Below are 16,867 nucleotides of genomic sequence, written 5' to 3' on the forward strand. Positions count from 1 at the left end.
TTGCTGTACTCTCTTGCTGTTCAATTAAAATAGTATCAAACTTCATATTTTTTTCTTTTTATTTATTTTCTTTTGGAAAACGAACAATAAACACCGTTCCTTTATCTGGCTGAGATGTAAGTGTTATGTCTCCTTTATAAGTTTCTACAATATTTTTTACCATTCCTAAACCTAATCCCATACCACTTGTTTTGGTAGTAAACTTTGGTTCAAAAACTTTATCTTTAAATTCATCTGCTATACCAACACCGTTGTCTGCCACAGATATTTTCACAAAATCATCTTCTGAAGCCACCGTAACCAAAACCCTTGGGTTGTCTACCTCTGGCACAGCTTGCATAGCATTTTTCACTAAATTAGTAACCACGCGCACTAATTGTGTACGGTCTAATTTTGCTACAATATGCTCTTCTTCTGCTATAAAGTGAATATAACTTTCATTAAAAATATCTACAGCTAATTTAACAATTTTAACTACGTTTAGTGTCTCATTTTGCTGTGCAGGCATTTGTGCAAAATTAGAAAAAGCAGAAGCTATACTGCTCATAGTATCTATTTGCTGAATTAAGGTTTTAGAATAATCTGCTAGTTTTTCTTTAATATCTGGGTCTTCAGGATTAAACTTACGCTCAAAACTTTGTACACTTAAGCGCATTGGTGTAAGCGGATTTTTAATCTCGTGTGCCACTTGCTTAGCCATTTCTCGCCAAGCCTGTTCTCTTTCACTCTTTGCAAGTTTTACAGCACTTTGTTCTAATTCATCAATCATCCTATTATAGGCATCTACCAAACGGCCTATTTCTTCACTAGGATTATCTATTAATATTTTAGGGTTTCTAATGCTTAAATCTGTTTTACTTAATTTATCAGAAATTGTTTGTAAAGATCTAGTAATGTATTTAGAGGTAAAATAAGCCAAAATAATAGCTATTATTAGCATAAAAACATACACCAAGCCTAATCGCAACAAAAACTCTGGAAGCTCTTTATCCTCAAAAGAAGTATCTTCTACATACTCTAATTTTAAAATACCAATATCTCTAAATTTTAAATCTTTTATAAACGTGTACGAAGACCTAAAAACCTTTTCTTCATTAGATATTTTTTCAATGTGATTAACTTCTTCTACATAACGTTGATTTTCGCTAGTTTTAAGCTTTTGAAGAACTAAAGCATCTAAACAATCTGTAACAGATGTTTTATTAAGTAACGGGTGTGAGTCTATAATTAAGCTACCTTCTAAATCGTAAATACTAAAGTTTACATTCTGAATTTCTGCTATTTCAAAAATTTCATCTTTAAAAATTAAATGCAATTTTTCTGTAATTCGCTCAAAAGATGTTTTCCTAATGGTAAGGTTTACGCTTTCTTTTATCTGCGCTTCTTTACGGTCTAAACGGTCTCTGTTATACTCTTTAGACTGTTCTCTATATTGATAAATAGTAACACCTGCTATTAGTATTGATGCCATAAGCACCAAAAACATCATAGTAATAAAGATACGCGACCTAAGTGATAGTTTTTTAAACAAGAATTTAATATTTACCCTCAAATATAGCAATTATTAAGCCAAAATAGGCCACTTAAAAAACTTCTTAAATACAGGTGTACTTAGCTAGAATATTGATTTTTATACCACACTTTTTGCCACTCTCTTTTTAAAATTAAAAAAGCCACCTGATCTGCTACTTCTACCGCATCTGTAACTTGTATTTTTTTAAGAGTTTGCTCAGGTATGTCTATAATGTAAAGCAGATTTAAATATTCTGTAAAACGCTCTAAAAGTAGTTGGTAAATTTTTTCTCGTAATGCAGCAGTTAATTCTTGCGGAGAAATTGTATTGTTTTCTTGTAACAAGCTAAAGTCTATATTAGCTAAACTAAAGTCTTTTTGCAGTTGAGCAACCAAATTATTATATAAGTTTTGGTTACTTACAGTAGTTAAAAGAGTGTCGGTATCTGGATAATTAAATGTCATCTCTTTTATGTACGCACAAAAAGAAAGTATGGTTTATTTCTAAACCATACTTTACTATTTTTAACACTATTTTCTAATTTTTTGCTCCCAGTCCCAGGCAGATTTCATAGCTTCATCCAATGTAGATTCTGCTTTCCAACCTAAAACGGTATTTGCTTTTGTAGTATCTGCATAGGCAGTAGTAATATCTCCTGGTCTACGGTCTACAATTTTGTAATTTAATTTTTTGCCAGACACACGCTCAAAACTCTGTATTGCCTCTAACACAGAACTTCCTGTTCCTGTACCAACATTAAAAACCTCATAATTACTATCATTATTACCAGCAATTAAACGTTCTAATGCTACTACGTGTGCTTTTGCTAAATCTACAACATGAATATAATCTCTAATACAGGTACCATCTGCAGTAGGGTAATCTCCTCCAAAAACAGACAATTGCTCTCTAATACCAGCTCCTGTTTGTGTAATAAAAGGAACCAAATTCTGCGGTACACCAATAGGTAATTCGCCTATTTCTGTGCTAGGATGCGCACCCATAGGATTAAAATAACGCAATGCTATTGCATTTAAAGCAGGTACAACTTTACACGTATCTCTTATTATTTCTTCGCCCATTTGCTTGGTATTACCGTAAGGAGACTCCGCCTCTTTAACTGGCGCACTCTCTGTAATTGGCATTTTATCCGCCTGGCCGTATACTGTACAAGAAGAACTAAAAATAAAATTAGCTTTCTGCATACCAGACAACTCTTGCAGTAAGTACACTAATGTTCCTATATTGTTTTCATAATACAGTAATGGTTTTTCTACACTTTCACCTACAGCTTTAGATGCTGCAAAATGTATAACACCAGCAATATTAGAATGACGTTTAAAAAAATCTTGAACCTTAGGTTTTTCTTTTAAATCGAACTTTTCAAAAGTTGGTTTTGTACCCGTTATAGCCACAATACCATCTAGTACTTTTTCTGAAGAATTAGATAAATCATCAATAATAACGACTTCAAAACCCTTGTTTTGTAATTCTACCACAGTGTGCGAACCAATAAAGCCTAATCCGCCAGTTACTAATATTTTCATCTATTTCTATATTTTGGTTAGTTATTTAAAAACTCTAAAACCGCATCTGTGATGTATGTAATTTGCTCATCATCTAACTCGGTATGCATTGGTAAAGAAATCACCTCTTTTACAAGTTGGTTTGTAACAGGAAAATCTGCTTCATTATACCTACTATCTTTATATGCTTTTTGCAAGTGTAGTGGAATTGGGTAATACACACCACAAGGAATATCTTTAGACTGCAAATGTTTTACAAGAGCATCTCTGTCATTGTTTTTTATTTGCAATGTATATTGATGAAATACGTGACAATCACAAACACAAGTGTCAGAAGAACAACACACTGCCATTTTAGGTGTAACAATATCTTTATGGTTTGCTAAAGCCATAGAGTACTTTAATGCTGCAGCTCTACGTTTTTGGTTGTATGTATCTAAATTGGGTAGTTTGGCTCTTAAAACTGCCGCTTGTATAGAGTCTAACCTAGAGTTTACACCAACAACATCATGGTGGTAACGCTCGTACATTCCGTGATTTACAACACCTCTTAATGTATGGGCTAGCTCATCATCATTTGTAAAAATAGCACCACCATCTCCGTAAGCGCCTAAGTTTTTAGAAGGAAAAAAAGAGGTTGCAGAAACGTGTCCCATTGTACCAGCTTTTTTCTTTACACAATCTTTACCAATATAACTTGCGCCAATAGCTTGTGCATTATCTTCAATTACATACAAATTGTGTTTTTCTGCAATTTCTAAAATAGCATCCATATTTGCACATTGTCCAAATAAATGTACAGGTACAATTGCCTTAGTTTTTGGCGTAATTGCTTTTTCTATGGCAGCAGGGTCTATGTTAAACGTATCTGGCTCAACATCTACCAAAACAGGCGTTAATTGCAATAATGCAATAACCTCAACTGTAGCCGCAAAAGTAAAATCTGCAGTAATAACCTCATCACCTGGTTGTAAACCAAGACCCATCATTGCAATTTGTAAAGCATCTGTACCATTTGCACAAGGTATCATATGTTTAACACCCAAATAGTCCTCCATTTCTTTTTGTAATGCGTGTACTTCCGGACCATTAATAAATGCTGATGTCTCTAATATCTGAGCTATAGAAGTGTTTACTTGCTCTTTTATATCTTGGTATTGACCTTTAAGGTCTACCATCTGAATTTTTTTCATTACCTTAATTTGAAAGGTAAATTTACAAAAATACCAATGGGCAACAATGAAATTAGTGAAAGAAACGTATTTTTACGGCAAATAAACATTAGGTGCATCTTTTATATAACATTGTAGTACATATTGCCTCATTTTTAGTTAAAGTTATAGCCAATTTTAATCCAAAAATTAAACTCTTTGTTCAGGGCCGTAAAGACATTTACAAGAGATTAGAAAAAAGTATACACAAAACAGATAATGTAATTTGGATACATACTGCCTCTTTAGGAGAATACGAGCAAGGCCTACCTATTATTGAAAAAACAAAAGAAGAATACCCTACTTATAAAATTGTAGTTACCTTTTTTTCTCCCTCTGGTTATGAGGTTAAAAAAAATGATGACATTGCAGACGCTATTGTTTACTTACCATTAGACACGCTAAAAAATGCAAAGAAATTTATAGCAGCTGTAAACCCTAAACTTGCCATTTTTGTGAAATATGAGATTTGGCCAAACCACCTTAAAATTTTAAAAGAAAAACAAATACCTACACTTTTAATTTCTGCTTACTTTAAAAAAGAGCAATCGTTTTTTAAATGGTATGGCGAGTTTATGCGTAAAAGCCTAACTGCTTTTACACACTTTTTTGTGCAAGACAACCACTCCAAAGAGTTACTAAAAAACATAAATTACAACAACTGTACAATTGTTGGCGACACTAGATTTGACCGTGTTTCTAAAATATTAGAACAAGATAATACATTGGATTTTATGAGCAGTTTTGCACAAAACAAAACCTGTGTAGTAGCTGGTAGTACTTGGCCAAATGGGCAGTTATTTTTATCAACCTATATAAATAATACAACTGTAGAAAACGTAAAGTTTGTAATTGCCCCACACAATATTATTGACTCTCAAATACAAGAATTAAAAAATAGTATACAAAAAAAAGTAGTTTTATTTTCTGAAATTAATGGCAGAGACATTTCTTCTTTTGAGGTTTTAATAATTGATACCATTGGCATTTTAACTAAAGTATATAGTTATGCAAACATTGCTTACGTAGGTGGTGGTTTTACAAAAGGTGGTTTACACAATACTTTAGAACCTGCTGTTTTTGGAGTTCCTATTATCATTGGTCCTATTTACAAGGGCTTTAAAGAAGCTGAAGATTTAGTCCAACTAAAAGGAATTTTACCTACTGCAAACCAAAATGAATTTACGGATACTTTAAACCAGCTAATTTTAAAAAAGGAATATTACAACACAACAGCAGTAATTAATAAAAATTATGTTGCTAAAAATATTGGCGCTACAGAAAAAATAGCATCATACATAGCCACACTACTCTAAAATACAACTTACTGATTTACAGTTGCTAAAATTGTTAAAGTCGATTTTAATTTGTAAATTACTAGAAACTATTGAGATATGAAAGAATTAACTGTTGGCACAAAAGTCTTAAACAGTTTCCTAGGCGCAATGGTTGTTGTACTTATTGCAATATTAATTGCCGTTGTAGGATGCTTAATTTTGGCTGCCGTAGGTGTCTTATAAAAAAGACATAAAAGCACTTTCCCCACGTCTTGTTTTTGAATTTAGCTTTAAAACGCTATAAATTATAATAAAAAAAAGCCCTTCATTTTAGAAGGGCTTTTTCGTTGAAAAAGTAGAGAACTAAAAAACTTTAACAACTAACTTAAAAAACATAACAATTAAAAAACTAATTCCATCCGCCACCTAAAGCGTGGTATATATTTACGTGTGCTAGCATTTGTGCTTTTTTGGTTTCTACTAGTTCTATTTTTGCCTCTAAAGCATCACGCTGTGTTAGTAATACCTCCATATAATCTGCTCTTGCAGACCTAAATAATTTATTAGAAATTTCTATAGACTCTGTTAACGCATTTACTTCTTGCTGTTTTACCTCAAAACTTTTTTTAAGGTTTTTTATGTTAGACAATTGGTTTGTGGTTTCTATGTAACCGTTTAAAATGGCCTTTTCATACTCGTACACCGCTTTTATTTGTCTTTTGTTTGCATTTTTATAAGCAGCCTTAATAGCATTACGGTTTATTAGCGGTGCAATAACATCACCAACAACATTATAAAGTACAGACTCTGGTGTTCTTGTTAAAAACTTAGGCTTAAAAGCCTCAAAACCTACTCCTGCTTTTATACCAATTGAAGGATAAAAATTAGCCTTGGCTACTTTTATGTTCAACTTATTAGCCGCTAACTCATATTCCGCACGCTTAATATCTGGTCTGTTTTGTAGCAACTGACTTGGTATACCTGCGTGTACAGGATTAGTAAAAATTTCTACAAAATTTGTTGTGGTTCTTTTAATACGCTTAGGATAGGATCCCATTAGAAAACAAATTTTATTTTCTGCCTCTGTAATCTGTTGCTGTATTTGATATCTAGAACTTTGGTTTTTTAATACCTCAGCTTCAAAACGTTTAACACCCAATTCTGTTGCTCTAGCAGCTTGTTTTTGCAGCTTAACAGTTTCTAACACATTATTTTGAATAGCTATATTCTGGTCTATTATTTTAAGCTGATTGTCTAAAGCTAAAAGCTCATAGTATGAAGAAGCAATTTCAGAAACCAAATTAGTTACCATAAAATTTTTCCCCTCTTCTGAAGCTAAATATTCTAGTACAGCAGCTTTTTTAGAGTTTCTAAGCTTTTTCCAAACGTCTAATTCCCAAGATGCAACAGCTGCTACTTGATAATTGGGTAATGGCTCTGGAAATTCTTCTCCCTCTCTAATATCTGTAGTAGCGTCATTAGCACCTTGACTAGTGTAACGCCCCACTTTTTCTACCTCTGCTCCTGCCTGTATGTTTACAAATGGTAAATACTCACCTTTTCTAACCATAATTTCATTTTTAGCCACCTGCACTTCTTGCAACATAATATTTAGCTCTTGGTTGTTTACCAAAGCGGTATCTATAATTGCTTTTAAATTGGGATCAGAAAAATACTGATCCCATTTCATAACAGCAGAATTTACAGTGTCTGTAGTTGCGTTATTATATACAGTTGGCACTGTAGTATTTTCATTTTTTATTTCTCTTGTTGGAACGCAAGAGTATACTACTAAAAATGAAACCAACACAAACACATGTACAAACCTTATTTTTAATAATTTGATGTTACTCATTTTTATTATTTTTTCTTAATTTATTTAGAATTCTTGTAAGCTTGTTAATACTTTTTGTATTAGCTTTTGTTTGACTTTCACCTTCTGATATTTCAATAAGTTCTTCAGATAGTGGTGCTGTTTCTTCATCTTTTATAAGACTACGACCATCTGCCATTTTTGCAAATACATAATACAAACCAGGAATTACAAGCACTCCAAAAACAGTACCTATAAGCATACCTCCTAAGGCAGACCCACCAATTGTTCTGTTTCCTATTGCACCTGCTCCGCTAGCAATTATTAACGGAATTAAACCTGCTACAAAGGCAAAAGATGTCATTAAAATTGGTCTAAACCTCATTTTAGAACTTATAATAGCCGCATCTAAAATAGAAGCTCCTTCTCTTCTTTTTTGAACAGCAAACTCTACAATAAGCACGGCATTTTTACCTAACAAACCAACCAGCATTATCATACCAATTTGTGCGTAAACATCATTAGAAAGTCCCATCAATTTTAATAAAAAGAAAGAACCAAAAATACCCACTGGTAATGATAGTATTACGGCTAACGGAAGTAAAAAACTTTCATACTGCGCTGCCAACACTAAGTATACAAACACTAAAACAATGGCAAAAATGTAAATAGACTCGTTACCTCTACTGGCTTCATCATAAGACAATCCTTCCCAAGCAACATCATAACCACGAGGTAAAGATTCTTTAGCTACTTCCTTTATTGCATTAATAGCATCTCCACTAGTATAACCAGGAGCCGGAAGCCCTCTAATTGCAGCAGAATTATACAGGTTATACCTAGTAATTTCATTAGGACCAAGACCTTTTTCTATGGTCATAAACGCAGAATACGGTACCATTTTACCTTCTTCACTCTTTACAAAAAGCTTTTCTAAATCTGACGGTAAGCTTCTATATTCTGGAGCTGCTTGTGTATACACTTTAAAGAACCTACCAAACCTAATAAATCCTTGTTCATAGGTACTACCTATTAAAATATTTAGGTTTTCCATAGCTGCACCAATAGACACTCCTTTTTGCATTGCTGCTTTATTATCTATTTTAAGTTTATACTGCGGATAATTAGCTGCGTAAAAAGTAAACAAACCACTTAATTCTTTACGCTTACCTAAAGCCTCCATAAAGTTGTTGTTTATTTTCTCGAACTCGTGATAATCTGTACCATTAGTTTTATCTAATAAACGCATAGAAAATCCGCCAGAAGAACCAAAACCAGGAACAGCAGGAGGCTCAAAGTACTCTATAATTGCGCCTAAATCTTGTGTTTCCTCTTCTAACTTTTCCATTATATCGTGCACAGAGTTTTCTCTTTCTGACCACGGCTTAAGGTTAATTAAACACGTACCAGAGTTAGATCCACGACCTTCTGTCATAATTTCATATCCTGCTAAAGAAGAAACAGATGCAACACCTTCCATTTCCTCACAAATAGCTTGTAGTTTTTTAGCAACTTCATTGGTACGCTCTAAAGTTGCTCCCGGAGGTGTTTGTATAATAGCGTATATCATCCCTTGATCTTCATTAGGAATAAAACCTGCCGGCAGCACTTTGTTTGTTACAAAAATACCCACACAAAAGGCTATTAAAATACCAAAAGTCACAACCCTTCTGTTTACTATGTATTTTAAAAAACCAACATACTTCCCTGTTAATTTTTCAAAACCATTATTAAACCAATCTATAAATTTATCTATAGGCGATTTCTTTTTAGGTTTACCGTGATTATTTTTAAGCATCATAGCACATAAAACCGGAGTTAAAGTTAATGCTACAATAGCCGAAATTACAATTGCACCAGCCATTGTTATAGAAAACTGTCTGTAGAATACACCTACAGGCCCACTCATAAATGAAATTGGAATAAAAACCGATGTCATTACCAAAGTAATTGCAACAATGGCACCACCTAGCTCACCAAGCACAGCATAAGATGCCTTAAATGGTGTTAAGTTTTCTTCTTCCATTTTAACGTGCACACCCTCTACCACAACAATAGCATTATCTACCACAATACCTATGGCGAGTACTAATGCAAAAAGCGTAATCATATTTATAGACAAGCCAAATAATTGCATTATAAAGAAAGTACCAATTAAAGATACTGGCACTGCTATAATTGGAATTAAAGTAGATCGCCAATCTCCTAAAAACAAAAACACTACAATAGCTACAAGAATAAAGGCATCTCTAAGTGTATGCAATACTTGCTCTATAGAAGCATCTAAAAAATTAGAGACATCATAACTAATTTTATAATCTATTCCAGGAGGTAAATCTGCCTTTAACTCCTTAAGTTTCTCTTTTACAGATGCTATTACATCACTACCATTACTACCAAAGGTTTGCTTTAACACAATAGAAGCAGATGGCTTACCATCTAGATTAGAATAAATATCAAAAAACTCACTACCAAGCTCTACATCTGCAATATCTTTTAGCTTAAGAATTTCACCTTCTTCATTAGCCTTAATAATAATGTCTTTATACTGGTCTGGCTCACTATACCTATCTTGGTACACCAATGTATATTCTAATGATTGTGATTTTTTACCAGAGCTTCTACCAATTCTACCAGGCCTTGCCAATATACTTTGCTCCTCCATTGCTTTTAGCACCTCTTCTGCAGATACATTATAGGCTCGCATACGGTCTGGCTTTAACCACACACGCATAGCATACTTACGGCTACCTAAAATTTTAGCACTTGCAATACCATCTATACGCTGTATTTCGGGTACCATTTTGGTGTAGGCATAGTTGTATAAAAACTTTTCGTCTGTATGCTTTTTATTACTGTATAAGTTAACATACATAAGCATACTAGGCTGCACAGGAGTAATAATTACACCTTCACGCTGTACTAATTCTGGTAGCAAAGGCATTACTTGATCTACACGTGTTTTTATCTTAACCACAGCCTCACTTGGGTCTGTACCTGGTTCAAAAATTACACGTAAAGTTCCTTCACCAGCACTTGTAGCATCAGAAGCAATGTAACGCATACCTTGCACTCCGTTTATAGAAGTCTCTAAAGGAACTAAAGTTGATTTTACCAACACATCTGCACTTGCTCCAGGGTAAGCAATAAAAATATTTACCGTGGTTGGTGCAATTTGTGGAAACTGAGATATGGGCAATTGGTTTATTGCTAACAAACCTGTAAATATTATAATTACAGAGATAACAATAGCCAATACCGGTCTATGTATAAATTTACTAAACATATTTTTATAGTTACATTTTGTAATTACTCTGCGTACAGATCTAATTTGTTTAACACCTCATTAGGCTCTAAAAACTTTGTATGTATTTTTTCGTTGTTTTTTACCATACGTAAACCTTCTAATAAGATTTTATCTTTAGTAGATAGGCCTTTACTAACTATAAATAAGTTTGGTAAAGTAGCTTCAATTTCTATTTCTCTTTGTTTCACAACTCCGTCTGCATTTATAACATATACGTAGCTTTTATCTAAGATTTCAAAGATTGCTTTTTGTGGTATTAACAAAGCATCATCAAAAGGTACAGACATAAGTACACTACCAGTTTCTCCGTGTCTTAGTATTTTATCTGGATTAGGAAATGTTGCTCTAAACGCTATATTACCAGTTTGGTTATTAAACTCACCTTCTATTGTTTCTACAATACCAGACTGGTTAAACATTTTGTTGTTTGCCATAATTAAACTAACCTCCTTGGCTCTTGCTTTTCCAGTATTGGTAATGTAATCTAGATACTCTGCTTCTGGCACATTAAAATACACCCACATTTTACTATTGTCTGATAAAGTGGTAAGCTTTTCACCTTCATCTAAAAGGCTACCTTCCCTAACCTCTAAATGATCTATAATACCATCAAAAGGAGCTCTTATATCTGTAAATCCTAAATGTGTTTGTGTTAAAAACACCTCTGCTTTAGCTTTATCATATTCTGCTTTAGACATTGCTAATTCATTTGCAGAAACCACATTACTATCTGCTAGTAGTTTTGTGTTTTTGTATTCTATTTCTGCTACTTCTGCCTCTGCTTTTGCTTTTTGCAAATCTGCCTGATATACATTTGGCATTATATTAAATAGTTTTTGACCTTTTTTTACAAACTGACCTTCATCTATAGAAATATGCTTTAAATAACCTTTTTCTAAAGCTCTTAATTCTATATGGCGGATAGAATGAATTTGACACACGTAATCTTTTTTAATAACAGTGTCTTTTTTAATAGGATTGGTCACAAGAAATGTAGATTCCTCTTTCTTTTCTTCCTTTTTAGACTCACAGCTGGCAAAACAAAGCACAAGCAATAGGCCTATGAGTGTAGAAGTTCTCCTCATAATACGATTGATTTTTTTAAGTAATTGATTGTTAAAATTTGGCAGAAGCACGTAGCTATTTTATACGAGCTATGCCGTTGTCATTAGACAAATAAAAAAGTGGTGTTTGAAAGCAACAGTGGTTTAGCTGCCTTTTAGTTTTCTAAATTAGAAGTACTTGATATCTAATATAGGTTTTAGCTGCATTTTGTAGTATAAAATGAGCTAGTGTATTTGTTTTTGTAGGTTTTAAGCAGGATAGTTCAAAGTTTTTTGCATAAAAAAAGGCAACTTTAAAATTGCCATTGTCTTTACTTATTTTTTCTGAAGCAATATTTTCTGTTACTTCTTCTTCATCTACTTCTATTACTTCTGCAGCAAAGTCTTTATGTTGCTCTATAATAGGTAACCCCAACTCTGCACCTAATGTATTTACAGAACTTACCTGTTCATTAACATTTAAAATTGCGTTGTTATCTGTTGTGGTACTAGCATATAAGTTACCCAACATTGTAATAAACAATGCCAAAAGGATAGTAAACTTATTTTTAAATGCTACTTTCATACAAAGTGCAAAATAATGCGACACAAATTTACTGGGCAAAATTTTACTGTTAATAAACGTTAAAACATATTTTATTTTTAAAATAGTCATATTACAACCAATTAAAATTCATTGATTATTTTTATGCTTAGATTTTAGATATGGACTTATTTAATACAGATATACAAAAAAACATACTTCCTTTTGATGGTGAAGTGTATTATTACGGACCAATACTTTCTATAACTAAAGCCCAAGAGTATTACAATTATTTACTTAGCAACATACAATGGGAGAATGACAAAGCTGTTATTTTTGGAAAAACCATTACAACAAAGCGTAAAGTAGCTTGGTATGCTACAAATCCGTTTAGTTATACCTACTCTAAAATTACTAAAACAGCTTTACCGTGGACAAAAGAACTACTAGAACTAAAAGATTTAGTAGAGAAAAAAACCGGAGAAACATTTAACTCTTGCCTATTAAACTTATACCACACAGGAGAAGAAGGTATGGCTTGGCATAGCGATGCCGAAAAAGATTTAAAAGAAAACGGAGCAATAGGCTCTTTAAGCTTTGGCGCAGAACGTAAGTTTAGTTTTAAACACAAAGAAAACAAGCAAAAAATAGACATTAATTTAGACAGAGGAAGTTTATTGGTAATGACAGGCAATACACAAAAAAACTGGTTACACAGACTACCTCCAACAAAAAAGGTAAGTACACCCAGAATAAATTTAACGTTCAGAACTATTATAAAATAAAAAAAACCTTCCAGTTTCCTGAAAGGCTTTTATAATCTATTTTAAAACCTAGTATATAAATACTACAAACTATCTATTCCGTTTTTAATGCTAGTTACAGAGGGATGATCGTTTAAACCACCTGCTTTTTCATTGGTTTCAAAAAATACATTAAAATGTTTTAATGCTTTTTCTTTATTACCTGCTTTTAAATACAATTTAGAAAGCAATAAATTACCCATTATTAAACCATCATTACCAGCAATCATTTTATGCCCCAATTGTAAAGCTCTATCTAACGGCTCTTTAAAACCATTAAATTTAGGGTTTGCATATACTTCATTTCCTATATCATGCAATTTATACACATAATTAGGTTTGTTTATAAATTCTTCTGCTTCTTTCAATTTTAACTCAAACCATTTGTCAAAATCTTTTTGAGACAAGTAAAAAGTATATACTAAACCTTTCTCTAAACTAGTCTGGTATTTAGATACATTGTCTTTTTTACACAATTCAATTTCTGTATTTAATTTTTCTATAGAAGAACAAGTACTAGCTATTTTGTTTAAGTGTCTGCTTATAGCTCCGTTTAAAACAGAAAAATACTGAGTAGAATCTACCTTATTTAACAGCTTAGCTTTATTCTCTAAAACGTAATTATACTCTTTAGATTTATATGTTACACCTGCATTAGCAACAACCTTAAACATATCTTTATTTGCAAATTTTTCAATTGGCAAACTAGCCAATAATTCTTTAGACACCTGTGCACTTTTTCCTTTATTGTACGCTTCATCTAAACTCTTTATGTAACTTAAAACAAAGTCTAAATCTCTATCTCCGCTTGCATAACGTGCAGCTACACTTGTACTTCTTTTATTGGGATCTAGAGCATCTTTTCCTCCTTGTATTAAATCATTAGCCTGTTTACCGCCCACCATTTTATGCACAACTTTTCCGTTAGCATTTAAAAACAGTAACGTAGGAAAAGCAGTAACCGTGTATTTAGATGCAATACCAATACCCTCGCCTTTTTCACAATCAATTTTTATACTCACAAAATTTTCATTAAAAAATTCCCCAACCTTCTCTTGCGGAAAAATTTCTTTTGTCATCCACTTACAAGGCCCACACCATGTAGTATATGTGTCTACAAAAACTAATTTATTTTCTTTTTGCGCCTTGTCTAAAGCCTCTTGTAAAGTACCGTGCTCAAAATTAATTCCTTGAGAGAAAACTGTAATGGTCATTAAACCAAATAAAAGTAAAACTGCTATTTTTTTCATATTGTTAGGTAGTTATTTACTTAATTCTAAATTAAAATTAAGTGAGTTAGTTCGTAAAAAATTATAATACGTATACCCCTATGAAGCATTTTAACCACCTGCCCCTTGTTAAAAAATGTTAATATTGCTTTATTACTAACAAACTAGCAACTATTTAAACCTCTTAAACCAAAGATTTTAAAACCAAAAAAGCCTCTCAGTTTCCTGAAAGGCTTTTTGTTTGTACAGGCGGAGAGACTCGAACTCTCACACCTCGCGGCACTAGATCCTAAGTCTAGCGTGTCTACCAATTCCACCACGCCTGCATTTTTCAACTAACAATTTTGCTAATTGGGTTGCAAATATAATGCAAAAAATCAATTTTGAAATACTTAATCATAAAAACTTCTTTTTTTGTACATTTATACTTTATCAAAAACATATTATGCAAGACGTAAAAAGCTTTATAGATAGCAATAAAGACAGATTATTAAATGAACTTATAGAACTTTTAAAAATTCCATCTGTTAGTGCAGATCCTGCATATGCACATGATGTACTTACTACAGCAGATGCTGTTAAAGCTGCTTTAGAAAAAGCTGGCTGTGACACGGTAGAGATATGCGAAACTCAAGGTTTTCCTATTGTGTACGGAGAAAAGTTAATAGACCCTTCATTACCAACCATTTTAGTATACGGACATTATGATGTACAACCAGCAGACCCAATTAATTTATGGGACTCTCCACCATACGAGCCCGTAATTAAAAAAACAGAATTACACCCAGAAGGTGCAATTTTTGCTCGTGGTGCTTGTGATGATAAAGGACAAATGTATATGCACGTAAAGGCATTAGAATTTATGGTAAGTACCAACCAACTACCTTGTAACGTTAAGTTTATGATAGAGGGCGAAGAAGAAGTTGGTAGCGTAAGTCTTTCTACATTTGTAAAAGAAAACAGAGAAAAACTTAAAAACGATGTTATTTTAATTAGTGACACGGGTATGATCTCTAAAGATGTACCATCTATAACAACAGGCCTAAGAGGGTTAAGTTATGTAGAGGTAGAGGTTACAGGGCCTAATAGAGATCTACACTCTGGCTTGTATGGCGGTGCAGTTGCCAACCCAATAAACATATTAACAAAAATGATTTCGTCTTTACATGACGAGAACAACCATATTACCATACCTGGTTTTTATGACAATGTAGAAGAGCTATCTACAGAAGAGCGTGCAGAAATGGCAAAAGCACCTTTTAACTTAAACGGTTACCAAAAATCTATAGGTATAAACTCTGTTTACGGAGAAAAAGGATACACTACAAACGAGCGTAACTCTATACGCCCAACTTTAGACGTAAACGGTATTTGGGGCGGCTACACTGGCGAAGGTGCAAAAACCGTAATAGCAAGCAAAGCATATGCAAAAATATCTATGCGTTTGGTACCAAACCAAGACTGGGAAAACATAACAGAATTGTTCTCTAAACACTTTAAAAGTATAGCTCCAGAAGGTGTAACCATAAAAGTAAACCCACATCATGGTGGTCAAGGTTATGTAACACCAATAGACAGCATTGGGTACAGAGCAGCTTCTAAAGCATACGAGACCACATTTGGCAAAACACCAATACCACAACGTAGTGGAGGTAGCATACCAATAGTTGCCTTGTTCGAGAAAGAGCTACAAAGCAAAACCATACTAATGGGCTTTGGTTTAGATAGTGATGCCATACACTCTCCTAACGAACATTTTGGCATTTGGAACTATTTAAAAGGTATAGAAACCATACCTTATTTCTACAAGAATTTTACAGATATGAATTCTTAAACACAAATACAACAACATTAAAAAGTCCGTTTCTTACTAATAGAGACGGACTTTTTTTTGTGCAAATATTTTTATTAGGGCGTCCCTACGGGCAGGCTATACGTTACAAGTCCTCGCTACGCTGTGGGCTTTTCACTACTATCCTTAACGCAAAATACTAGCGTAATTACTTTCAAATAAAATAGTACATTTACAAAACCAACCTTTAAAATTTAGTTATGAAATTAAAAGTATTATCGCTTCTTGCTATTTCAATATTTGGAATAAGTAATATAGTAGGTAGAGCAAGAATTCCAATACCTTACGGAGAAGAGCAAAAAATAGTTAAAATAGTAGACCTACCAGACACAGAAGATTTTCAGTTAGACGACGGTACTTATTTTGATATTGGTAAAATGTATACCATAAGTCATATTGTCTGGTTGCCATACAGTAATACAGAGCCTATAATAACTGGCTACGTAGATGATGACACCTATGTAGAGTTATCTGCAGAAAACTTAAAAGAAATAGCAGAAATAGCAAAGGTTGAAATACCAGAAACCGCATCTGCATCGTTTTTTGACCGTTTAGGCGGAAAAATAATTTTAGGTTCAATAGGCTTAGTTGTACTTTACGGAATATATTCTAGCTACTTTGGCAAAGACGAAGACGAAAAAGAAACAGCTTAAAATAACTGTTTACCATATTAAAAAGTCCGTTTCTTTAATAGAAACGGACTTTTTTTATACACCTAAAAAAAACTATACAAGGCAATATAACTCACA

Annotated in this window: 14 protein-coding genes and 1 tRNA gene; 5 read left to right on the top strand and 10 right to left on the bottom strand. The window is 33.1% G+C overall.

The features are described 5' to 3' along the window. Window positions 1-58: 58 nt before the first annotated feature. The 4 genes from ABJD66_RS08180 to ABJD66_RS08195 form a co-directional block, all read right to left on the bottom strand. Window positions 59-1,489 carry an ATP-binding protein gene (locus ABJD66_RS08180; RefSeq protein WP_100894121.1) on the bottom strand — a complete coding sequence of 477 codons (1,431 nt, stop codon included), beginning with the start codon at window positions 1,487-1,489 and terminating at the stop codon, window positions 59-61. A gap of 122 nt (window positions 1,490-1,611) precedes the next feature. Further along, complete coding sequence (locus ABJD66_RS08185) at window positions 1,612-1,977, bottom strand: hypothetical protein (protein WP_100894122.1); 366 nt, start codon at window positions 1,975-1,977, stop codon at window positions 1,612-1,614. A 66-nt stretch (window positions 1,978-2,043) separates the two neighbouring features. Next, the gene (gene galE / locus ABJD66_RS08190) at window positions 2,044-3,060 is read right to left on the bottom strand and encodes a UDP-glucose 4-epimerase GalE (protein ID WP_100894123.1); all 1,017 of its coding nucleotides are present in this window, start codon (window positions 3,058-3,060) and stop codon (window positions 2,044-2,046) included. Window positions 3,061-3,077: 17 nt separating this feature from the next. After that, window positions 3,078-4,232 carry a DegT/DnrJ/EryC1/StrS family aminotransferase gene (locus ABJD66_RS08195; protein ID WP_348130259.1) on the bottom strand — a complete coding sequence of 385 codons (1,155 nt, stop codon included), beginning with the start codon at window positions 4,230-4,232 and terminating at the stop codon, window positions 3,078-3,080. 92 nt (window positions 4,233-4,324) lie between these two features. Here ABJD66_RS08195 and ABJD66_RS08200 point away from each other — a divergent pair, with 92 nt between their 5' ends. Together ABJD66_RS08200 and ABJD66_RS08205 are read left to right on the top strand one after the other, a co-directional pair. Next, a complete protein-coding gene (locus tag ABJD66_RS08200; RefSeq protein ID WP_348130262.1) occupies window positions 4,325-5,566 on the top strand; it encodes a glycosyltransferase N-terminal domain-containing protein in 1,242 nt (413 codons plus the stop codon). Between the two features lie 78 nt (window positions 5,567-5,644). Beyond that, window positions 5,645-5,770, top strand: a complete 126-nt coding sequence (locus ABJD66_RS08205; protein WP_013621187.1) for a hypothetical protein — start codon at window positions 5,645-5,647, stop codon at window positions 5,768-5,770. Window positions 5,771-5,936: 166 nt separating this feature from the next. Here ABJD66_RS08205 and ABJD66_RS08210 read toward each other — a convergent pair whose 3' ends face one another. From ABJD66_RS08210 to ABJD66_RS08225, 4 genes are all read right to left on the bottom strand, one after another. Next, a complete protein-coding gene (locus tag ABJD66_RS08210; RefSeq protein WP_348130267.1) occupies window positions 5,937-7,382 on the bottom strand; it encodes a TolC family protein in 1,446 nt (481 codons plus the stop codon). Beyond that, the gene (locus ABJD66_RS08215; RefSeq protein WP_348130270.1) at window positions 7,375-10,626 is read right to left on the bottom strand and encodes an efflux RND transporter permease subunit; all 3,252 of its coding nucleotides are present in this window, start codon (window positions 10,624-10,626) and stop codon (window positions 7,375-7,377) included. The genes ABJD66_RS08210 and ABJD66_RS08215 overlap by 8 nt, the downstream gene beginning before the upstream one ends. Window positions 10,627-10,649: 23 nt before the next feature. Then, window positions 10,650-11,732 carry an efflux RND transporter periplasmic adaptor subunit gene (locus tag ABJD66_RS08220; RefSeq protein ID WP_348130273.1) on the bottom strand — a complete coding sequence of 361 codons (1,083 nt, stop codon included), beginning with the start codon at window positions 11,730-11,732 and terminating at the stop codon, window positions 10,650-10,652. A gap of 142 nt (window positions 11,733-11,874) precedes the next feature. Then, window positions 11,875-12,276 carry a hypothetical protein gene (locus tag ABJD66_RS08225; protein ID WP_348130276.1) on the bottom strand — a complete coding sequence of 134 codons (402 nt, stop codon included), beginning with the start codon at window positions 12,274-12,276 and terminating at the stop codon, window positions 11,875-11,877. Window positions 12,277-12,416: 140 nt separating this feature from the next. Here ABJD66_RS08225 and ABJD66_RS08230 point away from each other — a divergent pair, with 140 nt between their 5' ends. Beyond that, window positions 12,417-13,019 carry an alpha-ketoglutarate-dependent dioxygenase AlkB gene (locus ABJD66_RS08230; RefSeq protein ID WP_348130279.1) on the top strand — a complete coding sequence of 201 codons (603 nt, stop codon included), beginning with the start codon at window positions 12,417-12,419 and terminating at the stop codon, window positions 13,017-13,019. 62 nt (window positions 13,020-13,081) lie between these two features. Here ABJD66_RS08230 and ABJD66_RS08235 read toward each other — a convergent pair whose 3' ends face one another. Continuing rightward, complete coding sequence (locus tag ABJD66_RS08235) at window positions 13,082-14,287, bottom strand: thioredoxin domain-containing protein (RefSeq protein WP_348130281.1); 1,206 nt, start codon at window positions 14,285-14,287, stop codon at window positions 13,082-13,084. Between the two features lie 223 nt (window positions 14,288-14,510). Further along, window positions 14,511-14,592 (bottom strand) — tRNA-Leu (locus tag ABJD66_RS08240). Window positions 14,593-14,711: 119 nt separating this feature from the next. On the opposite strand from ABJD66_RS08240, the gene ABJD66_RS08245 reads away from it, so the two are divergent. After that, on the top strand, window positions 14,712-16,100 hold the full coding sequence (locus ABJD66_RS08245) for a dipeptidase (RefSeq protein WP_348130284.1): 1,389 nt from the start codon (window positions 14,712-14,714) through the stop codon (window positions 16,098-16,100). 218 nt (window positions 16,101-16,318) lie between these two features. After that, window positions 16,319-16,771 (top strand): hypothetical protein, encoded by a 453-nt coding sequence (locus ABJD66_RS08250; protein ID WP_348130287.1) that lies wholly within the window; start codon window positions 16,319-16,321, stop codon window positions 16,769-16,771. Window positions 16,772-16,867 lie beyond the last annotated feature (96 nt).

The sequence above is a fragment of the Cellulophaga sp. genome, assembly GCF_039943695.1.
Classification (GTDB): Bacteria; Bacteroidota; Bacteroidia; order Flavobacteriales; family Flavobacteriaceae; genus Cellulophaga.

Bases quoted from the DNA above. Each gene is read 5' to 3' on its own strand.
- ABJD66_RS08180 (WP_100894121.1), bottom strand. From the start codon at position 1,489: ATGATGTTTTTGGTGCTTATGGCATCAATACTAATAGCAGGTGTTACT.
- ABJD66_RS08185 (WP_100894122.1), bottom strand. From the start codon at position 1,977: ATGACATTTAATTATCCAGATACCGACACTCTTTTAACTACTGTAAGT.
- galE (WP_100894123.1), bottom strand. From the start codon at position 3,060: ATGAAAATATTAGTAACTGGCGGATTAGGCTTTATTGGTTCGCACACT.
- ABJD66_RS08195 (WP_348130259.1), bottom strand. From the start codon at position 4,232: ATGAAAAAAATTCAGATGGTAGACCTTAAAGGTCAATACCAAGATATA.
- ABJD66_RS08205 (WP_013621187.1), top strand. From the start codon at position 5,645: ATGAAAGAATTAACTGTTGGCACAAAAGTCTTAAACAGTTTCCTAGGC.
- ABJD66_RS08210 (WP_348130267.1), bottom strand. From the start codon at position 7,382: ATGAGTAACATCAAATTATTAAAAATAAGGTTTGTACATGTGTTTGTG.
- ABJD66_RS08215 (WP_348130270.1), bottom strand. From the start codon at position 10,626: ATGTTTAGTAAATTTATACATAGACCGGTATTGGCTATTGTTATCTCT.
- ABJD66_RS08220 (WP_348130273.1), bottom strand. From the start codon at position 11,732: ATGAGGAGAACTTCTACACTCATAGGCCTATTGCTTGTGCTTTGTTTT.
- ABJD66_RS08225 (WP_348130276.1), bottom strand. From the start codon at position 12,276: ATGAAAGTAGCATTTAAAAATAAGTTTACTATCCTTTTGGCATTGTTT.
- ABJD66_RS08230 (WP_348130279.1), top strand. From the start codon at position 12,417: ATGGACTTATTTAATACAGATATACAAAAAAACATACTTCCTTTTGAT.
- ABJD66_RS08235 (WP_348130281.1), bottom strand. From the start codon at position 14,287: ATGAAAAAAATAGCAGTTTTACTTTTATTTGGTTTAATGACCATTACA.
- ABJD66_RS08245 (WP_348130284.1), top strand. From the start codon at position 14,712: ATGCAAGACGTAAAAAGCTTTATAGATAGCAATAAAGACAGATTATTA.
- ABJD66_RS08250 (WP_348130287.1), top strand. From the start codon at position 16,319: ATGAAATTAAAAGTATTATCGCTTCTTGCTATTTCAATATTTGGAATA.